The organism is Mycobacterium sp. E2733 (assembly GCF_001667585.1).
GTDB lineage: Bacteria > Actinomycetota > Actinomycetes > Mycobacteriales > Mycobacteriaceae > Mycobacterium.
The window spans coordinates 1-17,846 of sequence record NZ_LZJZ01000136.1; the positions used below are offsets into that span (position 1 = coordinate 1).

14 protein-coding genes and 1 pseudogene are annotated in these 17,846 nt (G+C 67.4%); 9 read left to right on the plus strand and 6 right to left on the minus strand.

Annotated features, from left to right (window positions below):
* Positions 1-150 precede the first annotated feature (150 nt).
* Positions 151-693: a histidine phosphatase family protein gene (locus tag A5678_RS25015; protein WP_156747076.1), complete on the plus strand. Its 543-nt coding sequence runs from the start codon at positions 151-153 to the stop codon at positions 691-693.
* Here the strand turns inward: A5678_RS25015 and A5678_RS25020 are convergent.
* Together A5678_RS25020 and A5678_RS25025 are read right to left on the minus strand one after the other, a co-directional pair.
* Positions 656-1,204 carry a DUF3558 domain-containing protein gene (locus tag A5678_RS25020; protein ID WP_068048537.1) on the minus strand — a complete coding sequence of 183 codons (549 nt, stop codon included), beginning with the start codon at positions 1,202-1,204 and terminating at the stop codon, positions 656-658. The genes A5678_RS25015 and A5678_RS25020 overlap by 38 nt on opposite strands.
* Complete coding sequence (locus A5678_RS25025) at positions 1,201-1,758, minus strand: DUF3558 domain-containing protein (protein WP_068048539.1); 558 nt, start codon at positions 1,756-1,758, stop codon at positions 1,201-1,203. The genes A5678_RS25020 and A5678_RS25025 overlap by 4 nt, the downstream gene beginning before the upstream one ends.
* A 147-nt stretch (positions 1,759-1,905) precedes the next feature.
* On the opposite strand from A5678_RS25025, the gene A5678_RS25030 reads away from it, so the two are divergent.
* The 4 genes from A5678_RS25030 (at position 1,906) to A5678_RS25040 (ending at position 7,802) form a co-directional block, all read left to right on the plus strand.
* Complete coding sequence (locus tag A5678_RS25030) at positions 1,906-3,663, plus strand: ABC transporter ATP-binding protein (RefSeq protein WP_068048543.1); 1,758 nt, start codon at positions 1,906-1,908, stop codon at positions 3,661-3,663.
* Positions 3,660-5,558: an ABC transporter ATP-binding protein gene (locus A5678_RS25035; RefSeq protein ID WP_068048546.1), complete on the plus strand. Its 1,899-nt coding sequence runs from the start codon at positions 3,660-3,662 to the stop codon at positions 5,556-5,558. The genes A5678_RS25030 and A5678_RS25035 overlap by 4 nt, the downstream gene beginning before the upstream one ends.
* Before the next feature lie 21 nt (positions 5,559-5,579).
* Entirely contained in the window at positions 5,580-5,888 is a 309-nt protein-coding gene (locus A5678_RS28240) for an FHA domain-containing protein (protein ID WP_255396946.1), read from the plus strand.
* 135 nt (positions 5,889-6,023) lie between these two features.
* Positions 6,024-7,802 (plus strand): serine/threonine-protein kinase, encoded by a 1,779-nt coding sequence (locus A5678_RS25040; protein WP_068048549.1) that lies wholly within the window; start codon positions 6,024-6,026, stop codon positions 7,800-7,802.
* A gap of 36 nt (positions 7,803-7,838) precedes the next feature.
* Here A5678_RS25040 and A5678_RS25045 read toward each other — a convergent pair whose 3' ends face one another.
* Together A5678_RS25045 and A5678_RS25050 are read right to left on the minus strand one after the other, a co-directional pair.
* Positions 7,839-8,420, minus strand: coding sequence for a hypothetical protein (locus tag A5678_RS25045; protein WP_068048553.1), 582 nt, complete (start codon positions 8,418-8,420; stop codon positions 7,839-7,841).
* Between the two features lie 279 nt (positions 8,421-8,699).
* Positions 8,700-9,812, minus strand: a complete 1,113-nt coding sequence (locus tag A5678_RS25050; protein ID WP_068048556.1) for an adenylate/guanylate cyclase domain-containing protein — start codon at positions 9,810-9,812, stop codon at positions 8,700-8,702.
* Positions 9,813-9,959: 147 nt separating this feature from the next.
* Between A5678_RS25050 and A5678_RS25055 the strand changes: the two genes are divergently transcribed.
* A complete protein-coding gene (locus tag A5678_RS25055; protein ID WP_068048559.1) occupies positions 9,960-10,460 on the plus strand; it encodes a DNA-deoxyinosine glycosylase in 501 nt (166 codons plus the stop codon).
* Here the strand turns inward: A5678_RS25055 and A5678_RS25060 are convergent.
* Positions 10,455-11,846 carry an amidase gene (locus A5678_RS25060; protein WP_082945738.1) on the minus strand — a complete coding sequence of 464 codons (1,392 nt, stop codon included), beginning with the start codon at positions 11,844-11,846 and terminating at the stop codon, positions 10,455-10,457. The genes A5678_RS25055 and A5678_RS25060 overlap by 6 nt on opposite strands.
* Before the next feature lie 38 nt (positions 11,847-11,884).
* Here A5678_RS25060 and A5678_RS25065 point away from each other — a divergent pair, with 38 nt between their 5' ends.
* From A5678_RS25065 to A5678_RS25075, 3 genes are all read left to right on the plus strand, one after another.
* Complete coding sequence (locus tag A5678_RS25065) at positions 11,885-12,313, plus strand: HIT family protein (protein ID WP_068048688.1); 429 nt, start codon at positions 11,885-11,887, stop codon at positions 12,311-12,313.
* 10 nt (positions 12,314-12,323) lie between these two features.
* Positions 12,324-12,770, plus strand: a complete 447-nt coding sequence (locus tag A5678_RS25070) for a nitroreductase family deazaflavin-dependent oxidoreductase (protein WP_068048561.1) — start codon at positions 12,324-12,326, stop codon at positions 12,768-12,770.
* A gap of 161 nt (positions 12,771-12,931) precedes the next feature.
* Positions 12,932-16,753, plus strand: coding sequence for a bifunctional diguanylate cyclase/phosphodiesterase (locus tag A5678_RS25075; protein WP_068048563.1), 3,822 nt, complete (start codon positions 12,932-12,934; stop codon positions 16,751-16,753).
* 21 nt (positions 16,754-16,774) lie between these two features.
* Here the strand turns inward: A5678_RS25075 and A5678_RS25080 are convergent.
* Positions 16,775-17,806, minus strand: a pseudogene (locus tag A5678_RS25080) (LLM class flavin-dependent oxidoreductase).
* Positions 17,807-17,846: the final 40 nt, after the last annotated feature.

Here is a 17,846-nt window from a genome sequence, read left to right on the forward strand (position 1 = left end):
CCGCACCAACGCCAAGGGCCGAACCGAATGGATCCCACCACCCCACCTCGACAAAGGCCGACCCCGCACCAACAACTTCCACCACCCCGAAAACCTCCTGCGTGACGGCGACGATGACGACGACGCGGCATAGCGGTTAGCGTGACTCTCGTGGAAGATCAGCGCACCCTGCTCTTGATGCGTCACGCGAAATCCGACTACCCGTCGGGGGTCGCCGACCACGACCGGCCGCTGGCGCCCCGCGGCATCAAGCAGGCCGGACTCGCCGGTGACTGGCTGCGTGCCAACGCGCCCACCATCGACGCGGTCCTGTGCTCCACCGCGACGCGTGCCCGGGAGACGTTGGCCAACACACGCATCGAGGCGCCGGCGCAGTACAGCGAGCGGCTCTACGGCGCCACCGCCGGCACCATGATCGAGGAGATCAACTCGGTTGTCGACGACGTCAAGACTCTGCTCGTCGTCGGACATGAGCCAACGATGTCCGCCCTGGCGCTCGGCCTGGCCGGCAGTGGCACCGACGCCGCTGCGGCCGAAGCAGTTTCGGCCAAGTTCCCGACGTCGGCGATCGCGGTGCTGGCCGTGCCGTCCGGATGGGAAGACCTCGAACTCGGCCGCGCGGCCCTGATCGGCTTCCAGGTGCCGCGCCGATCCGCTACGAGTTCGTGGCCAGCGTCAGTTCCATCAGCTTGAGGGCCTGACCGCAGGCATCGATGCCGGGCGCTTGGGGGTTGACCCACCACCCGACCACGCCGGCCGCATCGCTGGCCACTCCGCATGCACCGTTCGGGTCATCCGGGCGCATCACGATCGACGCGATACCGGCGATGTTCCGTGACTCGACCTTGTACTTGAGGAAGTCGGCGACCTTGCGCTCCTCGGACAGGCTGCCCTGCTCGAACCAGAACCGGGTGATGTCGATCAGCCCGGCCGGGTTGGCCGCCTGCCACCGGCAGATGGCGCCGACGAACGTGCTCTGGATGTCGAGAGGGTCGGCACCCACGGTCTTGGCCAGGATGTCGCTGGTGAGCACCTCGCACTCCTTGAGCAGGTTCGGATACTGCTGCTGGGAGTTGTTGTTGCGCGGAACGCCGCCCGATCCGGCCTTAACGGCGTTGCCGGCGACGGACCTCGAACATCCGGTCAGTACCAGTAAGGCCGCGATCAAGACGGTCACAACGGCGCGGACGCTTCTTCTGGTCATTTGGAGTTCGCAATCGACTGACGCGCCAATTCTTTGGCTATGTCGCATGGCGGGGGGAACGGCTTTTGGCTGAAGCTGATCGACCATTCGATGAAGTCGTCCTGAAATTGGATGCCCACCTCGCACAGCGAGTCACCCAGGTTCGGCTCGTTTCCTATCGCGATGAAGCCACCGTGTCCGTCGATGTTAATGTCGTCGACGCTGGCGCGCGACAACTCCTCGGTCTTGCGCTCACGCCCGATCGGGCTGCCGCGATACCAGGAAAAAGAGAAGTGTGGGCCGAGGATGCCGCCGCCCGCCAGCCATTGGCAGCCGACGGAGTTTCGGGCGGTGTTGATCAGGCCGGTTACCTTGGTCAGCTCGGCCACCGTCTGATCGTTGATGCCGCCGCACTGGGGGAACATCGGCCCGTGGTGGCCCTCCGCGTTCGCCGGAGTCTGGCTAGCCGTCACGCCGGAGCTGTTGGCGCCGGAAGTCGAGCATCCGGCGATGGCGGGGATCACGATGGTCAGGGCCGATGCCCCAAGAGCAAGCGCCCTCGCGCTACGCCGCACTGCTACCCTGCCTTCGCCGAGCCTTGTTCTGGTCCACAGGATGCACTCTAGCGGCAGCCCAGGGGTCAACCGCGGACGCCGCGCCTGAGCAGGCATTTCAACGCGGTGGTCCCAACCGCGGCGACAGGGGTATGCGACCCTTACGAAATGCTCCTGGCACTGCTGCGCCAGTACATCCAGCCGTACCGGCGGCTGGTCGCGGTGCTGATGGCGCTCCAGTTGACCAGCACGCTGGCGTCGCTGTACCTGCCGACGGTCAACGCCGCGATCATCGACGAGGGCGTCGCCAAGGGCGATACGGCCACCATCGTCAGGCTCGGCATGGTGATGCTCTCGGTCACCGGGCTGCAGGCGTTGTGCGCGGTCGCGGCGGTGTACTTCGGCTCGCGAACCGGGATGGGCTTCGGCCGTGACCTGCGCGCAGCGATGTTCGACCACGTCACCACCTTCTCCGAGCATGAGACCGCGCGCTTCGGCGCGCCTACCCTGTTGACGCGCAGCACCAACGACGTCCGCCAGATCCAGTACCTGGTTCAGATATCGAGCACGGTGCTGGTCACCGCGCCCATCATGTGCATTGGCGGAATCTTCATGGCCTTCCGCCAGGAGGCCGCGCTGACCTGGCTGCTGCTGGTCAGCGTTCCCGTCATGGCTGTGGCCAATTACTGGGTGATGTCGCACATGCTGCCCCTGTTCCGCAGGATGCAAGGCCTGATCGACGGCATCAATCGGGTGATGCGCGACCAGCTTTCCGGCGTCCGCGTCGTCCGGGCGTTCGCCCGCGAGGGCTACGAGCGCGACCGGTTCGCCCGTGCCAACGCCGCGCTGTCGAACACCGCCCTGACCGCCGGCAACTGGCAGGCGGTGATGCTGCCGGTGACCACGCTGACCGTCAACGTGTCCAGCGTCGCGCTTATTTGGTTCGGCGGGCTGCGCATCGATCGCGGCCAGATGCAGGTCGGTTCGCTGACCGCCTTTCTGGCCTACTTCACCCAGATCCTGATGGCGGTGTTGATGGCGACCATGATGCTGGTGGTGCTGCCGCGAGCGTCCGTGTGCGCCGAACGGATCACCGAGGTGCTCGCCACCCAGGTCGCGGTCAACGACCCGCCGCGGCCCGTGTTCCCGCACGGCGGGATCACCGGGGTGGTGCGGGTGGCGGGCGCGACGTTCACCTATCCGGGCGCCGACCGCCCGGTGCTGCAGGACATTTCGTTGACGGCACGGCCCGGCACCACCACGGCCATCGTCGGCAGCACCGGTTCGGGCAAGTCGACACTGGTGTCGCTGATCTGCCGGCTCTACGACGTGACCGGCGGCGCCGTCCTGGTCGACGATGTCGATGTCCGCGATTACCACACAGAGCGGCTCTGGTCCGCGATCGGGCTGGTTCCCCAGCGCGGCTATCTGTTCTCCGGAACCGTTGCCGACAACCTGCGCTACGGCAAGGCGGACGCGACCGACGACGAGATGTGGGAAGCGTTGCGGGTGGCCGACGCCGACGGGTTCGTCCGCGCACACGACGACGGGCTGCGAATGCGGGTGGCCCAGGGCGGAATCAACTTCTCCGGCGGTCAGCGGGAACGGCTGGCGATCGCGCGGGCGGTCATCCGGCGCCCAGCCATCTACCTCTTCGACGACTCGTTCGGGGCCCTCGACGTGCACACGGACGCACGGGTGCGGGCGTCACTCAAGCGGATATCGGGCGCGGCCACCGTCATCGTTGTCACCCAACGGGTTTCGACCGCCGCCCAGGCCGACCAGGTGATCGTCGTCGACGGCGGGAGGCTGGTGGGCACCGGCACGCACGAATCGCTGCTCACCGAATGCGCCACCTACGTGGAGTTCGCCGACTCGCAGTCGGTGAGCGCCTTGCGGTCGGGTCAGGTCGGGGGTGCGTCATGACCGTGGCGGCCACTCGAGGCTTGACCCCGGCCCCGGCCGGGCGGTCGCGCGACTTCTGGGGTTCGGCCACCCGGCTGGTGAAACGGCTTGCGCCACAACGCCGGCTGAGCATCGCGGTGATCACGCTGGGCGTCACGGGAACGGCGATCGGGGTGATCGTGCCGCGAATCCTCGGACACGCCACGGATCTGCTCTTCAACGGCGTGCTCGGCCGACAGCTCCCCGCGGGCATCACCAAGGCGCAGGCCGTCGCCGCGGCCCGGGCGCGGGGTGAGGGCACCTTCGCCGACCTGCTGTCGGGGATGAATGTGGTGCCGGGCAAAGGCGTGGACTTCGGCGCGGTGGCGCGGACCCTGGCGCTGGCGTTGGGCCTGTATTTGATTTCGGCGCTGCTGATTTGGGCCCAAGCACGGCTGCTCAACGTCACCGTGCAGCGCACCATGGTCGCACTGCGCTCGGACGTCGAGGACAAGATCCACCGGCTGCCGCTGTCGTACTTCGACGGCCGCCAACGGGGCGAGCTGCTGAGCCGGGTCACCAACGATATCGACAACGTGCAGTCGTCGCTGTCGATGACCATCAGCCAGCTGGTGACGTCGATCCTGACCGTGGTGGCGGTGTTGGCGATGATGGTGTCCATCTCGCCGCTGTTGGCCCTGATCACGCTGGCGACGGTGCCGTTGTCGTTGGTGGCGACCCGCGCGATCGCGCGGCGCGCGCAGCGTCTGTTCGTGGCCCAGTGGAGGAGCATCGGTCGCCTCAACGCCCACGTCGAGGAGACCTACAGCGGCTTCACGGTGGTCAAGACCTTCGGCCACCAAGCCGCGGCGCGCCAGCATTTCCGCGACTGCAACGACGACGTTTACCAGGCCAGTTTCGGGGCCCAATTCTTCTCCGGTCTGGTGGCACCCGCGACGGCGTTGATCGGCAACCTCGGCTACGTGGTCGTTGCCGTGGTGGGCGGCCTGCAGGTGGCCACCGGCCACGTCACCCTCGGCGGTATCCAGGCTTTCATCCAATACGTCCGGCAGTTCAACGCCCCGCTCAGCCAGGTCGCCGGTATGTACAACACCCTGCAGTCCGGGGTGGCCAGCGCTGAGCGGGTGTTCGATCTGCTCGACGAGCCCGAGGAAGCACCGAACCCTGCGCCCACCCCCGACCGCGATGCGGCGCGCCCGGCCGGACGCGTCGAGTTCCAGCACGTGAGCTTCGGCTACCGCCCGAATACCCCGGTCATCCACGACCTGTCGATGGTGGCCGAGCCGGGTAGCACGGTGGCGATCGTCGGGCCCACCGGGGCCGGCAAGACCACCTTGGTGAACCTGCTCATGCGGTTCTATGACGTCGATTCCGGACGGATCCTGGTCGACGGGGTCGACATCGCGACGGTGAACAGGCAGGCGCTGCGGTCGAGAATCGGCATGGTCTTGCAAGACACCTGGCTCTTCGACGGGACGATCGCGGAGAACATCGCCTACGGGCGGCCCGGGGCCAGTGCGGACGAGGTGGTGCAAGCCGCCAAGGCGGCTTACGTCGACCGGTTTGTGCACACGCTCCCGGCCGGCTACGAGACGCGGGTCAGCGGCGGGGGCGGAAATATCAGCGCCGGCGAGAAGCAGCTCATCACCATCGCGCGCGCATTCCTGGCCAGGCCGCGGCTACTGATCCTGGACGAGGCGACCAGCTCGGTCGACACCCGCACCGAAGCACTCATCGCCCAGGCCATGTCCGAGCTCCGCCGTGATCGAACGAGTTTCATTATCGCGCATCGCCTTTCGACGATCCGCGATGCCGACCGCATCGTGGTGGTCGAGGCGGGCCGCATCGTTGAACAAGGCAGTCACGCCGAGCTGTTGGCCCGACGGGGCGCCTACTACGCCATGACACGGGCGTAGGCCGAGAACCCGGCGCGCGGCGTGGCCGCAATCGCATCGCGGGGAACGCATTTCACTCTGGCTGTCAGAAGTTGGTGTTATTGCGTCAACCCCCGCGGGGTTGCAGCACAATGGCAACTTAGTGACCGGAAGGTCAGCCGCCACCATGCGGTCATTGTCGACACGGGCACCAGCTTGATCATCAATGACCTCCGCTCGTCCAACGGGGTGCATGTGCAGCACGAGCGAATCCGCTCCGCCGCCACGCTGCGCGACGGTGATCACGTCCGCATCTGCGACCACGAATTCACGTTTGAGATCGCCGCGGACGACGAGAGCGCACCGAGCTAAATCGCGTGATTGTCGTGCGTCGGGCTGGGCGGGGGCTTACGGTCATGGTTGCTGGGTCAGGGGGTTGCGGCTGACCCGTGTCCCCGGCGATTGTTGGGTGTCGATGGTGTGGTGGCTGGGTGTGAAGGATCGGCGATGAGTGATGAGCAGGCCTCGCGGGCGGGCACGGAGTTCGGGCCTTATCACCTAAAACGGCTGTTGGGCCGGGGTGGGATGGGGGAGGTCTACGAGGCCGAGCACACCGTCAAGGAGTGGACGGTGGCGGTAAAGCTGCTCTCGGAGACCTTCAGCAAGGACCCGGTGTTTCGGGAGCGGATGAAACGCGAAGCCCGCACCGCCGGTCGTTTGCAGGAGCCGCACGTGGTGCCCATCCACGACTACGGCGAAATCGATGGACAGATGTTTCTGGAGATGCGCCTGATCGAGGGCACCGACTTGGACAGTGTGCTCAAACGCTTTGGCCCGCTGGCCCCGCCGCGCGCGGTGGCCATCATCACCCAGATCGCCTCGGCGCTCGATGCCGCCCACGCCGCCGGGGTGATGCACCGCGACGTCAAGCCGCAGAACATTCTGGTCACCCGCGACGACTTCGCCTATCTGGTCGACTTCGGTATCGCCAGCGCCACCACCGATGAGAAGCTCACTCAGTTGGGCACCGCGGTCGGCACCTGGAAATACATGGCGCCCGAACGGTTTTCCAACGCAGAAGTCACCTACCGTGCCGACATCTACGCCCTGGCGTGCGTGCTCTACGAATGCCTCACCGGCTCGCCGCCGTACACATCCAGCAGCGCGGGCGCGCTGGTGACGGCCCACACCATGGACCCCATCCCCCAGCCCACCGGGCTGCGCCCGGGCATCCCCAACGGCTTCGACGCGGTGATCACCCGGGGGATGGCCAAGAAACCCGAGGACCGCTACGCCAGCGCCGGCGACCTGGCCCTGGCCGCCCACGAGGCACTCAGCGACCCCGACCAAGACCACGCCGCCACCATCTTGCGACGCAGCCAAGAGGCCACCCTGCCCGGCACCGTCATGGCGCCTCCCCCCCGGCTGGGTCCGGTGGCCAACATCCCGCCACCGCCGGCGGCCCAGAATTCGCCGACACCCAATCCCGTGCCCGGCTCCACTCCCGTTCCCGCGCAAAGCGCTCCGCCCTGGCGACCCGACAGCGGGTCCATCCAGGCCGGCGCCCAACCGCCGGTCACACCGCGGTATTACCAAGGTGCCAACGCCAATTGGGTTGGTGCGCCACAACAATTCACTGGCCCGCCCGCCTGGAACCAACCCCCGCCGCGACGACGCAACCCGTGGCCTATCGTCGCCGCTGTCGCCGCGCTCGTGATCGTGGTCGTTCTGGCCGCCGTGGGCATCGCGATATTCATGGGCGGCGACGACGGCAACCCGCAGGCGAACGGCACGTCGACGACGACCACCACCAGGACCGTCCCCAGCACCACGACAACCACCCGGCCCGCCAACCCGCAGAGCAAGCTGCTGGGCATGCTGCCCGCCGGTTATCCCAGTGGCGCTTGCACGCCCGCAACCCCGAGGTCCAACAGCATATGGGTGAGTGCGCTGGCCATAATCGACTGCGACCAGAACACCAACCAGGGCGGCCCATCCCGCGCGGTCTACGGCCTGTTCGCCAGTACGGACGTGCTGAAGAAGGCGTTCGACGACGACGTGGCCGCCGTACAGCTGATGAACTGCCCCGGAGCCGGAGCGTCACCGGATGGCTGGCACCACGACAGCACGCCGACGGTAACCGCGGGCATGATCGCGTGCGGCACCTATAAGAACCACCCCAACGTGATATGGACCAACGAGGCGAAACTCATGCTCTGTGACGTCTACGGGGATCCCCCGGCCATCGAGGACCTGCACACCTGGTGGACCAATTACGGTGGCTGAACGGATCCCGAACCTCGGGCGCACTGCGGCTTTGATTCACGACTGAAGGTCGGGGCCCTCGGCGCGCAAGTCGTCGACCGCCGCCATGGCGCTACGCAACTTGGCCAGCCATTCCTCGGCATGTTCCCCGACGAGTTTGACCGACCACGCGAGCGCGTCCGCGCGGGACCGGGCGACGCCGGCGTCGACCAATGTGTCGAGCACCTGCCGTTCCGGTTGCTTCAAGCGGGTCATCACAGGTACTGCGATGTGAGTGAAGAGGATTCGCTCCGCGCTGGCGTTGGAGCCGACCTCGACGCCCCAAGAGACCTTGCGGCCGTAGCGATCCTGCGCCTCGTCGGCGATGCGCATTCGCTCCGAACGGGTTTCCTCGCGGAACCGCGATGCGCGGCCTTCCGCGCGGGCCTCGGTCTCTTTCTCGGAACCTTGCGGTTCGGGCAGTCGTCCGATGACCGTGATTTCTTCGCGGTCGACGACGACCGTCGGGTCGCCGTCGAACCAGCTTTCGGGCAGGCGCCCGGCGAACCATTCGGCGGCGTCGCTCGCGTCGGGTTGCTGTGCCTGCTGCCAGCCGCCGGGGCGGCCGTAGCGCCGACCGTGGGTGTGGTGTGATTTCATAATTACATGATTACACCGTTACACGAGTAAAGAAATAGCGTTCACCGGCGGCGAACGCGGTCCCCGCACCGGAAGCCCGCAAAAGGTGCGCCAAGTGCGGAGAACCCGTTGATATGAGCTGTTCGAAGTTGTATTTTTAGTAACGAAGCAGGCCCGGAAACGACCAATTCCCAAGCGCCGGAAGTCAGGGTAAAAAGCCGGCCGCGTAGGACCCGCGCATGACGGAGCCCAACGCCCCCTAGAGTCGTCCGGGCCTGCCCATGTCCGCAGGATTTCCAGTCAGTCTCCGCCCTCAGACGCGCTCCCGCGGCGGATCCGGAAGAGCTTGACCTCGTTCTTGATGCCCTTGAGACGGCGGGCGCCGGCGAACGACCCGTCGAATATCCCGGCGTCGCCGATCGCCTCCCAGACCGAGTCCGCCGCCAGCACCGTGCCCGGGCGCGCCACGCTCGTCACCCGGCTCGCGACGTTGACCGGGTTGCCGAACCAGTCGCCCGCCCGGCTCACCGCCATGCCGGAGGCCACCCCCGCTCGCAACCGCGGGAAGTCGTCGTCGGTGTCGATGGTGTCCACGAGCTTCACCACCACGTCGAGCATCGGCAGCGGGTCGGGACAGACGAACATCACCGCGTCGCCGATCGTCTTGATGAACCGCACGGGCGGGACGGTGATGTCTCGGGCCAGGACCGCCAGCCGGTTGGCCAGGTGACCCAACTCCTCCGCCGACACCACTTCGCCGATCCGGGTGAAGCCGACGAGGTCGGCGAAGGCCACCGTGATCTGACGCGCCCCGGGCAGCGGCTGGCCGGCGGCACGCTCGGCCGCGTTGACCGCTTCGGTCTCCATCATGTGGCGCAGCTGCATGAACATCATGTGCTGTAGCATCGGGCCGAGTTCGGGCGCGATCTTGCCGACCAATGCCTTTGACGCCTTGGCGATTTCCAGCTCGGTGGCCCCGGGCCGCAAGATCGCCGATAGCGCCGTGTAGCGCATGACCTCGGCGGCGCGTGACAGGCCTTCGGTGAGCACCCGGACCACCAGCACCACCTGCTCGGGATCCAGGCCCAGCTCGACGAAACGCTGGGCGTAGGCCGCGGCTTCACCGTCGGCGCGCATGTGGATGACCGCATCGGGGTCGTCGACTCTGGCCAGACCGATCGCGCGCTGCACCTGTTGCAGCAGCCCCAGGTCGATGCCGTACGTCTGGCTGATCTCGCGGGTCGACACGTAGCTGCCATCGTCGCCGATCAGGTGGCGGGTTGCCAGCAGCAGCGGCGGATTGGTCGTTCTGATCTCCTCGGGCGTGATGCCCTGCTGGAGCAGCCACTCCACCAACTCCGCCCGCTCGGCGCGTGCGGTTCCCTCGAGTCCGTCGAGCAGGTCCTCGTCCACTTCGCCAACCTACAACGGCGCGTCGATCGCGAGCGCGGGCGAAGCCGTGAAGCGGGTCGGCGCCATCAGACCGCCGGTCGCGAGCGCGGCAGAACCGGGCGAAGCGGGTGGAAGCCGGTAGACGGCAGCGAGCCATGATGGGAAGCGATGAGCGCACCACTGCTGCGGGGATTCCCGCCGATCGTCGATGAGCACGCGAGTGTGCTGATCCTGGGTTCGTTTCCGAGCGTGCAATCCCTGGCGGTCGGCCAGTACTACGGCAATCCGCGAAATGCGTTCTGGCCGATCACCGGTGAGCTGTTCGGGTTCGACGCGGCCGCGCCGTACGAAACACGGCTGGCCGCGCTGCAATCGGCCGGTGTGGCCCTGTGGGACGTGTTGCGCGCATGCCGCCGCGCCGGCAGCGCGGACGCGGCGATCGATCCGAAAAGCTTGGCGGTCAACGACTTCGGTGGACTTTTCGCGCAGTACCCGAAGATCGCGCGGGTGTACTTCAACGGCGCCAAGGCCGCGGCGCTGTACCACAGGCTGGCCGAGGCCGACGAGCGGGTCGAGTACCGGCGGCTGCCGTCGACGAGCCCGGCCCACGCCGTCCGTCCGGGCGCCAAGCTGGCCGCCTGGCGCGAGATCGTAGTACCGCGCTTATGACACCGGCGGTCGCCGGTGGGCCCACGGCCGGGCGGATTCGATCTGCGCGGCCAGCGACAACAGCGTCGCTTCGTCGTACGGCCGGCCCACCAGCTGCACGGCGATCGGCAGGCCGTCACCGTCGAAGTCCCACGGCACGGCCGCCGCAGGCTGGCCGGTCAGGTTCCAGACCTGCTGATAGGGCACCCGCTGCGCCGCCGCCAGCAGCGTCCACACCGCGCCGCGACGCTGGTAGGCACCGATGCGCGAGGGGCCCGTCGCGTTGCCGGGCGTGACGACGACATCGACATCGTCGAAGATCGCTTGGATCCGGACGGCCACCGCCGGTTCCGCATCGCGAAGGGCGATCATGCGGCGGTCCGAAAAAAACGAGCCAGCGCGCGCCAGGTTGCGGGTGCGCGCTTCGAGACGTTCGGGGTGAGCCAGTGAATCGGCGTCGTCACTGATACCGCGCAGATAGCGGGGCAGGTAATTCGTGATGATGGCCGACGGCGGATATTCGGGGTCGGCGGTGATCACCTCGTGACCCAGATCCCGCAGCAACGCGCCGGCCTGCTCGATCGCCGTGAGCTCCTCCTTGCCGATCCTGGCGGGGAGCGGCGTCGGGGACTTGGTGCTCAACGCAATGCGCAGCCTCCCGGGGTCACGCGTCGCCGCGGCCGCGAACTCCCCCTCAGGCCCCGGCACGGTCGACGTCGCATCGAGGAACAGCGCCGCGTCCAGCACCGACCGGGCCAGCGGGCCGTTGACACTCAGCCCGTACCACGCATCGTCGTGCGGCTCCAACGACACCCGATCCCGTTGGGGTTTGACACCGAACAGGCCGCACCAGATCGCCGGGATGCGAATCGACCCGCCACCATCGGACCCGAGCGCCAGCGGAGCGAGTCCGGCGGCCACCGCAGCGGCGCTACCGCCACTACTGCCACCCGGAGTGCGCTTGGGATTCCAGGGGTTGCGGGTAGCACCGAAGGTCAGCGATTCGGTGTAAGGAAACATCATCAGCTCGGGCACATTGGTTTTGCCGAGGATGACGGCGCCCGCGGCGCGCAGCCGGCGGACCACCTCCGCGTCGGATGTCGCGGCGGGGCCGTGTCCGCCGCTGCCGTAGGTCGTCACCTCGCCGGCAACGTCGACGTCGTCCTTGATCGCGATCGGAACCCCGAGCAGAGGGAGCCGCTCGCCGGCGTCGAGGCGGTCCTGCGCGACCGCTGCCTCGTAGCGGGCGCTGTCGGAAAGCACCACGCGATAGCAGCGCAGCTGGCTGTCCAGTCGCGCGATCCGTTCCAGGTAGATCTCGAGCAGCTCGGGCGCGGTCAGTTCGCCGTCGGCCAGCATCCGTGCCTGAGCGGCCGCGCCGGCATAGGCCACGTCGCGAGCGTCCACTGCGGCAGCGTATCCCGGCGGCCAGTACCGTGGGCGACATGTCCTGCGTGTTCTGTGCGATCGTCGCCGGGGAGGCCCCGGCAATCCGGATCTACGAAGACGACGACTACCTGGCGATCCTCGACATCCGCCCGTTCACGCGCGGCCACACCCTGGTGATCCCCAAAGGCCACACCGTGGACCTCACCGACACGCCGCCGGAGACGCTGGCGGGGATGGTCACCATCGGCCAACGGATCGCCCGCGCAGCGCGCGCGACGGAGTTGGCCGACGCGACCAACATCGCCATCAACGACGGCGGCGCCGCCTTCCAGACGGTGTTCCACATTCACCTGCACGTGCTGCCCCGGCGCAACGGTGACAAGCTGTCGGTCGCCAAGGGGATGCTGCTGCGGCGCGATCCCGACCGGGATGCCACCGCGCAGATCCTGCGTTCGGCACTGGCCCGCATCGACGCCAGCCAGTAATACTGGGCGGATGGCACTTCCCTCCTGGGTCGAGCAGCGTTTACTGCCTCAGGTTCTGCGCGCACACGACACCGTCTATCGCAGGACGAACGGCTGGATCGGGCATCGCATGCTGCTGATACCCAGCCTGCTCCTCCACACCCTGGGGGCCAAGACAGGCCAGGCGCGGACCGCGGCGCTCACCTATGCGCGGGACGGCGATGACTACCTGATCGTCGCTTCCAAGGGCGGCGACCCGCGCGCACCCGGCTGGTACCACAACCTCCGGAAGAATCCCGACGTGGAAATCAACGTCGGCCCAAAGCGTTTCGCGGTGACCGCCCGCGCCGTGCTGCCGGACGATCCCGATTACTCCCGGCTATGGCAGATCGTCAACAAGAACAACGGCGACCGCTACACGGCCTACCAGAAGAAGACGTCTCGGCCGATTCCCGTCGTGGTGCTCACGCGGCGTTGACCCTGAACCTGATGCGGAGGTTTATTCTCCACTAGCGCGGTGAACTGCTCGACGGCTCACCAGACGGCGCGGGATCGGCTGGAGCAGGCATGAAACCCTGGGCGGGAAAACCCTGGCGGCGGTTGAGGCTGCCCCCGCGCCTCGGTTGGCTCGTCGTCGCTGTGTACGGTTTGGCGGCCGCGCTGGTGATGGCTTCGTCGATCGCCGGTTGGCAGGGCGCCTACGCGACCCGGCCCGTCGACGAGATCGCGCTTGCCATTTGCCTGCTGTTCGGGGCGGCGTGTGCCGGCTACGCGGCCCGGTCGGCGGCCGGTCGGCACAGGGCCGGATGGCTGGCAATGGTGACGGCCCAGCTGGGCTGGGCGGCGGGCGAGGTCATCTGGGCCGTCTACGACGTGCGTCCCAAACTGGCCCACGCCACCCATCCCGCCGCCGCGGAGATCGTGCTGTTGCTATGGCCGTTCGGCGCCTATGCATCGTTGGTGCTGTTGTCGCGCTTCTCCCGCCAGAGTCCGCGTCGACTGGTGCTGGACGGCCTCATCGTGGCGACGTCGCTGTTCGTGGTGTCGTGGGTCTTCGTCCTCGAGAAACAACTGCGCGAGGACAGCGGTTCGCAGGTGACGACGATCGCCGAAGTCTTCAACGACGTCCTCCTCCTGACGACCGCGATCCTGATGCTGTCCCGGGTTCGTCGCGGCGACCCGCCGAGCCGCAACCTGCTGGCCGGGGGCGTGACGACGATCAGCATCGCCGACATCGCGATGGTGTTCAAGAGCGGGATCGGCAGCTACCAGGTCAGTGATCTGGTGGACCTCGGCAGAGTGGGCGGGCTCGGCATGATCGCGCTCGCCGCGCTGTCGAGCCTCTACGAGGTGCCGGTACCGGGGTCGCGTGACGACGAAATACGGTCGCGCACCCGGCTGTGGCTGCCATACCTGCCGTTGCTGGTGGCCGCCGCAGTCGGGCTGACCCGCGCGGTCAGGTTGATGGTGCACGGACCTCTGCTGATCGCGCTGGGAGTCCTGGTAGCCGCGGTGCTGGTCCGGCAGTTCGTCATGCTGACGGAGAACCAGAGGTTGTTGTCGGAGGTGGCCCGGGAAGCGTTCCGCGACAGTCTGACGGGGCTGGCCAATCGGGCGTATTTCCTCGATCGACTGGAGCAGGCCGTCGCCCGGCAAAGCTGCGAAATCACGCCCATTGCGGTGTTGTGCCTCGATCTCGACAACTTCAAATCGGTCAACGACGCCCTCGGACACCCAGCCGGTGACGAATTGCTGATCCGGGTCGCCGGGCGACTCACCGCCGCCTTGGATGGCAAGTGCGTCACCGCTCGCCTCGGTGGAGATGAATTCGCCGTGCTCATCGAGGGTTCCGTCGAGGAATCACAAGCGGCGGCGCAGCGAGTCCTGGACGCGTTCAACCACCCGATCCTCGTCGATGGCGTTGCGATACCGGTCCGACCGAGCGTCGGTTACACGGTGGCCATCACCTCGTCCGACTGCACCGTCGAACAGCTGCTCAGGCACGCCGACCTGGCCATGTACACCGCCAAACGCGAAGGCGGCCAATGCATTCGCAGCTTCGTGCCGGATCTGTCCCTCTCCTTTCCGACCGCGCAGCCGGCGAGGCCGGCCCCGCCTGCAGTGGAGGTCGCCGAGCCGAGTACCGCACCGATGCTCAGGCGGGCAGCTGACGTGGGGGCGCCAAGACCGGCGCAACCGCAGGAAGGCCTCGACGGTGTCCGGTGGCCGCCGACGGCGATCCGGATTGCGCTGACTCTCTTGATGTTTGGCGTGGTCGCCTTCACCGCGACCAGTGCCCTCTACCCGCATGCCAGCCACAGCGTCTTCTTCGCCAAATCGCTTTACTCGGCGTTGAACCTGCTGGCGGCCGGGTTGATCGCCGTCCGCGCATACCGCCTCAAGGCCGATCGCCTTGCGTGGTCTCTGATCGCGGCCGGCATGGCATTGTCGGCGCTCGGTGACGTCGTCTACGCCTTGTGGGTGCCGAACGCCCAGTCGCCGTCGGTTGCCGATCCCGAATACCTGGCGTTCTATCCGTTCGTCTATGCCGGGATTCTGCTGCTGATGCGATCGCGCCTGAAGCGAGTGCCGATGCCCATCCGCCTCGATTCCCTGGTGTGCGCGCTGGCCGTAGCTGCGCTCGCCGCGGCGCTGCGGGCCGGGCCTATGCACGCGGCCGCCGCACGGACGCCCGCGACCGTGCTGGTGGGTCTGGTTTATCCGTGGGGCGATCTGGTGTTACTGGCGCTGGCCATCGGCATGCTGCCAATCCTCGGCTGGCGCAGCGAGTTCCGTTGGGGCTTTCTCGTCGTCGGGCTGGTTGGGTTTGCGGTTGCGGACACGGCCTACCTCTTCCAGACGTCGGTGGGCTCGTACCGGGTGGGCACCACGCTGGACGCGCTCTGGCCCGCTTCGTCGCTGCTGGTCGCGATGGCCAGTTGGGCCCGTTGGTCGTCGGCGGCGCCGGCGCCGCGGCGTGGACTCGGCTCCTACGCGGTTCCCGTGACCTGCACCGTCGTGGCGCTGGGCGTCGCCATCCTGGGGCACGATTCGCGGCTCGCGTCGACGCTCGCCGCGCTGAGTCTGGTTGCCGTCGCCGCCCGATTCTCGGTGACCTTCCGTGATATCAGCATGCTGGCCGAAAGCCACCAGCAGGCTATGACCGACGAACTGACCGCCCTGCCCAATCGGCGATCACTGGCGACGGCGCTGACCGCACTGTCAACTTCCTCGTCACCCGGCAGGACGTCGTCGCACCGTGCGCTGCTCTTGCTGAATCTCCATAAGCTGCGCGAGATCAACGACTCCGTCGGTCGGCACTTCGGCGATGAGCTGTTGTGGCACATCGCAAACCGCCTGGCACACAACGTTCGTCGCGACGATCTGCTCGCGCGCGTGAGCGACGAAGAATTCGCCATCCTGCTCGGTGAGGGATCGGATCTGGTCGCCGCACGGGCCCAAGCGGGGCGGTTGCTCGAAGGCGTCAGCATCCCATTCGAATTGGATGCGATCAGCGTGCAAATCGATGCTTGCATCGCGATCGCGCTCTACCCCGACCATTGCGACCATCCGCAGGAGCTGTTGAATCGCGCCGAGGCGGCGATCCCGCACGCCAAGTCCGCCCTCAGCAGGATCGCGGTGTACGAGTCCGCCTTCGAGATCGACCGTGATCACGACCCTAACCTCGTCGGGGAGCTGCGCGCCGCGCTGATCGATGGCGACGAGTTGACGGTGCACTACCAGCCGAAGGTCAATACGAGCGACGGGAACGTCCACAGCGTCGAGGCGCTGCTGCGCTGGCAGCATCCCACCCGCGGGTTGCTGCTGCCGGAGGAATTTCTTCCGGCCGCCGAGCGTGCCGGGTTGATGCGCACGGTCGCCAATCGCACCATCAACCTGGCGCTCGAGCAGGTTCGGTCCTGGAGCGACCAGGGCATTCCGCTGACCGTCGCGGTGAACCTGTCGACGACGAACCTGCTCGACCTGGACCTCGCTGTCACCATCGAGCGACTGTTGCGGGTGCACGGCCTACCCCCCGATGCACTGATTGTCGAGATCACCGAAAGCGCCCTCGTCGACTCGGAGCGCTCCCGCAATACCGTCGCCGCCCTACAGCTTCTCGGCGTTCGGATCTCGCTGGACGACTACGGCACCGGGTGGTCGTCGCTGGCGCGCCTGCAGGATGTCTCGGTCGACGAACTGAAACTCGACAGAAGATTCGTGGCGCGGCTGGCCCAGGACCCGCGATCGGTTGCCATCGTGCAGTCCACCGTGGACTTGGCCCAGAACCTGGGCGCCGACCTCGTTGCCGAGGGGGTCGAAGACGAGGTCACCCTGAGCGCGCTGCGGGGCTACGGCTGCACCATCACCCAAGGGTTCGTGCACAGCGCGCCGTTGCCGCCGGACGAACTGCAACGCTGGATCACGACCAGGGGCGCGATCGCGGGCGTCGAATCTTAAGCGTTCGGCTCTGACCGACCGCTAGAACAACTCCTTGGCCAGCAATTCCAGGGTCAACACCCGTGCCGGAGCGGTGGCCGGGTTGGTGCCGCGGCGGGCCGAGGCGACCGGGTGCACCATCACCTCGTCGACGTCGAACCGTTGTGCAAGCGTCCGCAACTGTTCGGCGGCCTCGGCGGGTGTGCCGAGGACCGCTCGTTGCAGCCCGCTCTCCACGATGTGCTCCTGCTGCGGCGTCAGCTCCGCGCGTTCGGCTTCCTCGACAAGGGGGACCGGACCGAGGGGCTGCCCGGTGCGCAGCTTCGCCATCATCTGCAGGTTGGGCAGCATCAAAGCCGTTGCCTCGTCCCGGGTTTCGGCCACCGCGGCGTTCACCGTCAGGAACGTCACCGGCTAGGGCGTCAGGGCGCTGGGCTTGAATCGGGAGCGGTAGAGCTCGAGCGCCTCTTCGGTTCCGTTGCCGGAGAAGTGATGCGCGAACACGTACGGCAGCCCCTTGGCGGCGGCCAGGTGCGCCGAGTACATCGACGAGCCCAGCAGCCACAGTCGCGGCTCACCGGCCGCCGCCGGGGTGGCCTTGAGGCGATAGTCCCCCGAGCGCAGCGGCACAACCACGCCGCGCGCGCTCATCAGCGCCGCCACGTCGTCGAGGTATTCGGGGAAGTTCTCGATGTCGCGTTCGTCCCGGCCGCCGCGCAGTGCATAGGAGGTCACCGGGTCGGACCCGGGCGCGCGGCCGATGCCCAGGTCGATGCGGCCCGGCGCGGCCGCTTCCAGCAGCGCGAACTGCTCGGCCACCGCCAGCGGCGCGTGATTGGGCAGCATCACACCGCCGGACCCCAACCGCACCTGCGTGGTCTGCGCGGCCAGATAGGCGATCAGGACCGCAGGGCTGGTGGCGCCGACGGACGGCATGTTGTGGTGCTCGGCGACCCAGTAGCGCGTGAAACCCAGGCGATCCGCCGCCTGCGCCAGCTGCACGGTCGCCGCGAGCGCATCGCTGGTCGTCTGGTCGGTGCGCACCGGGACGAGATCAAGTACGGAAAGACGCACGTTCCCGTCAACGCCTTTACGCATGCGAACGTTCCCGACG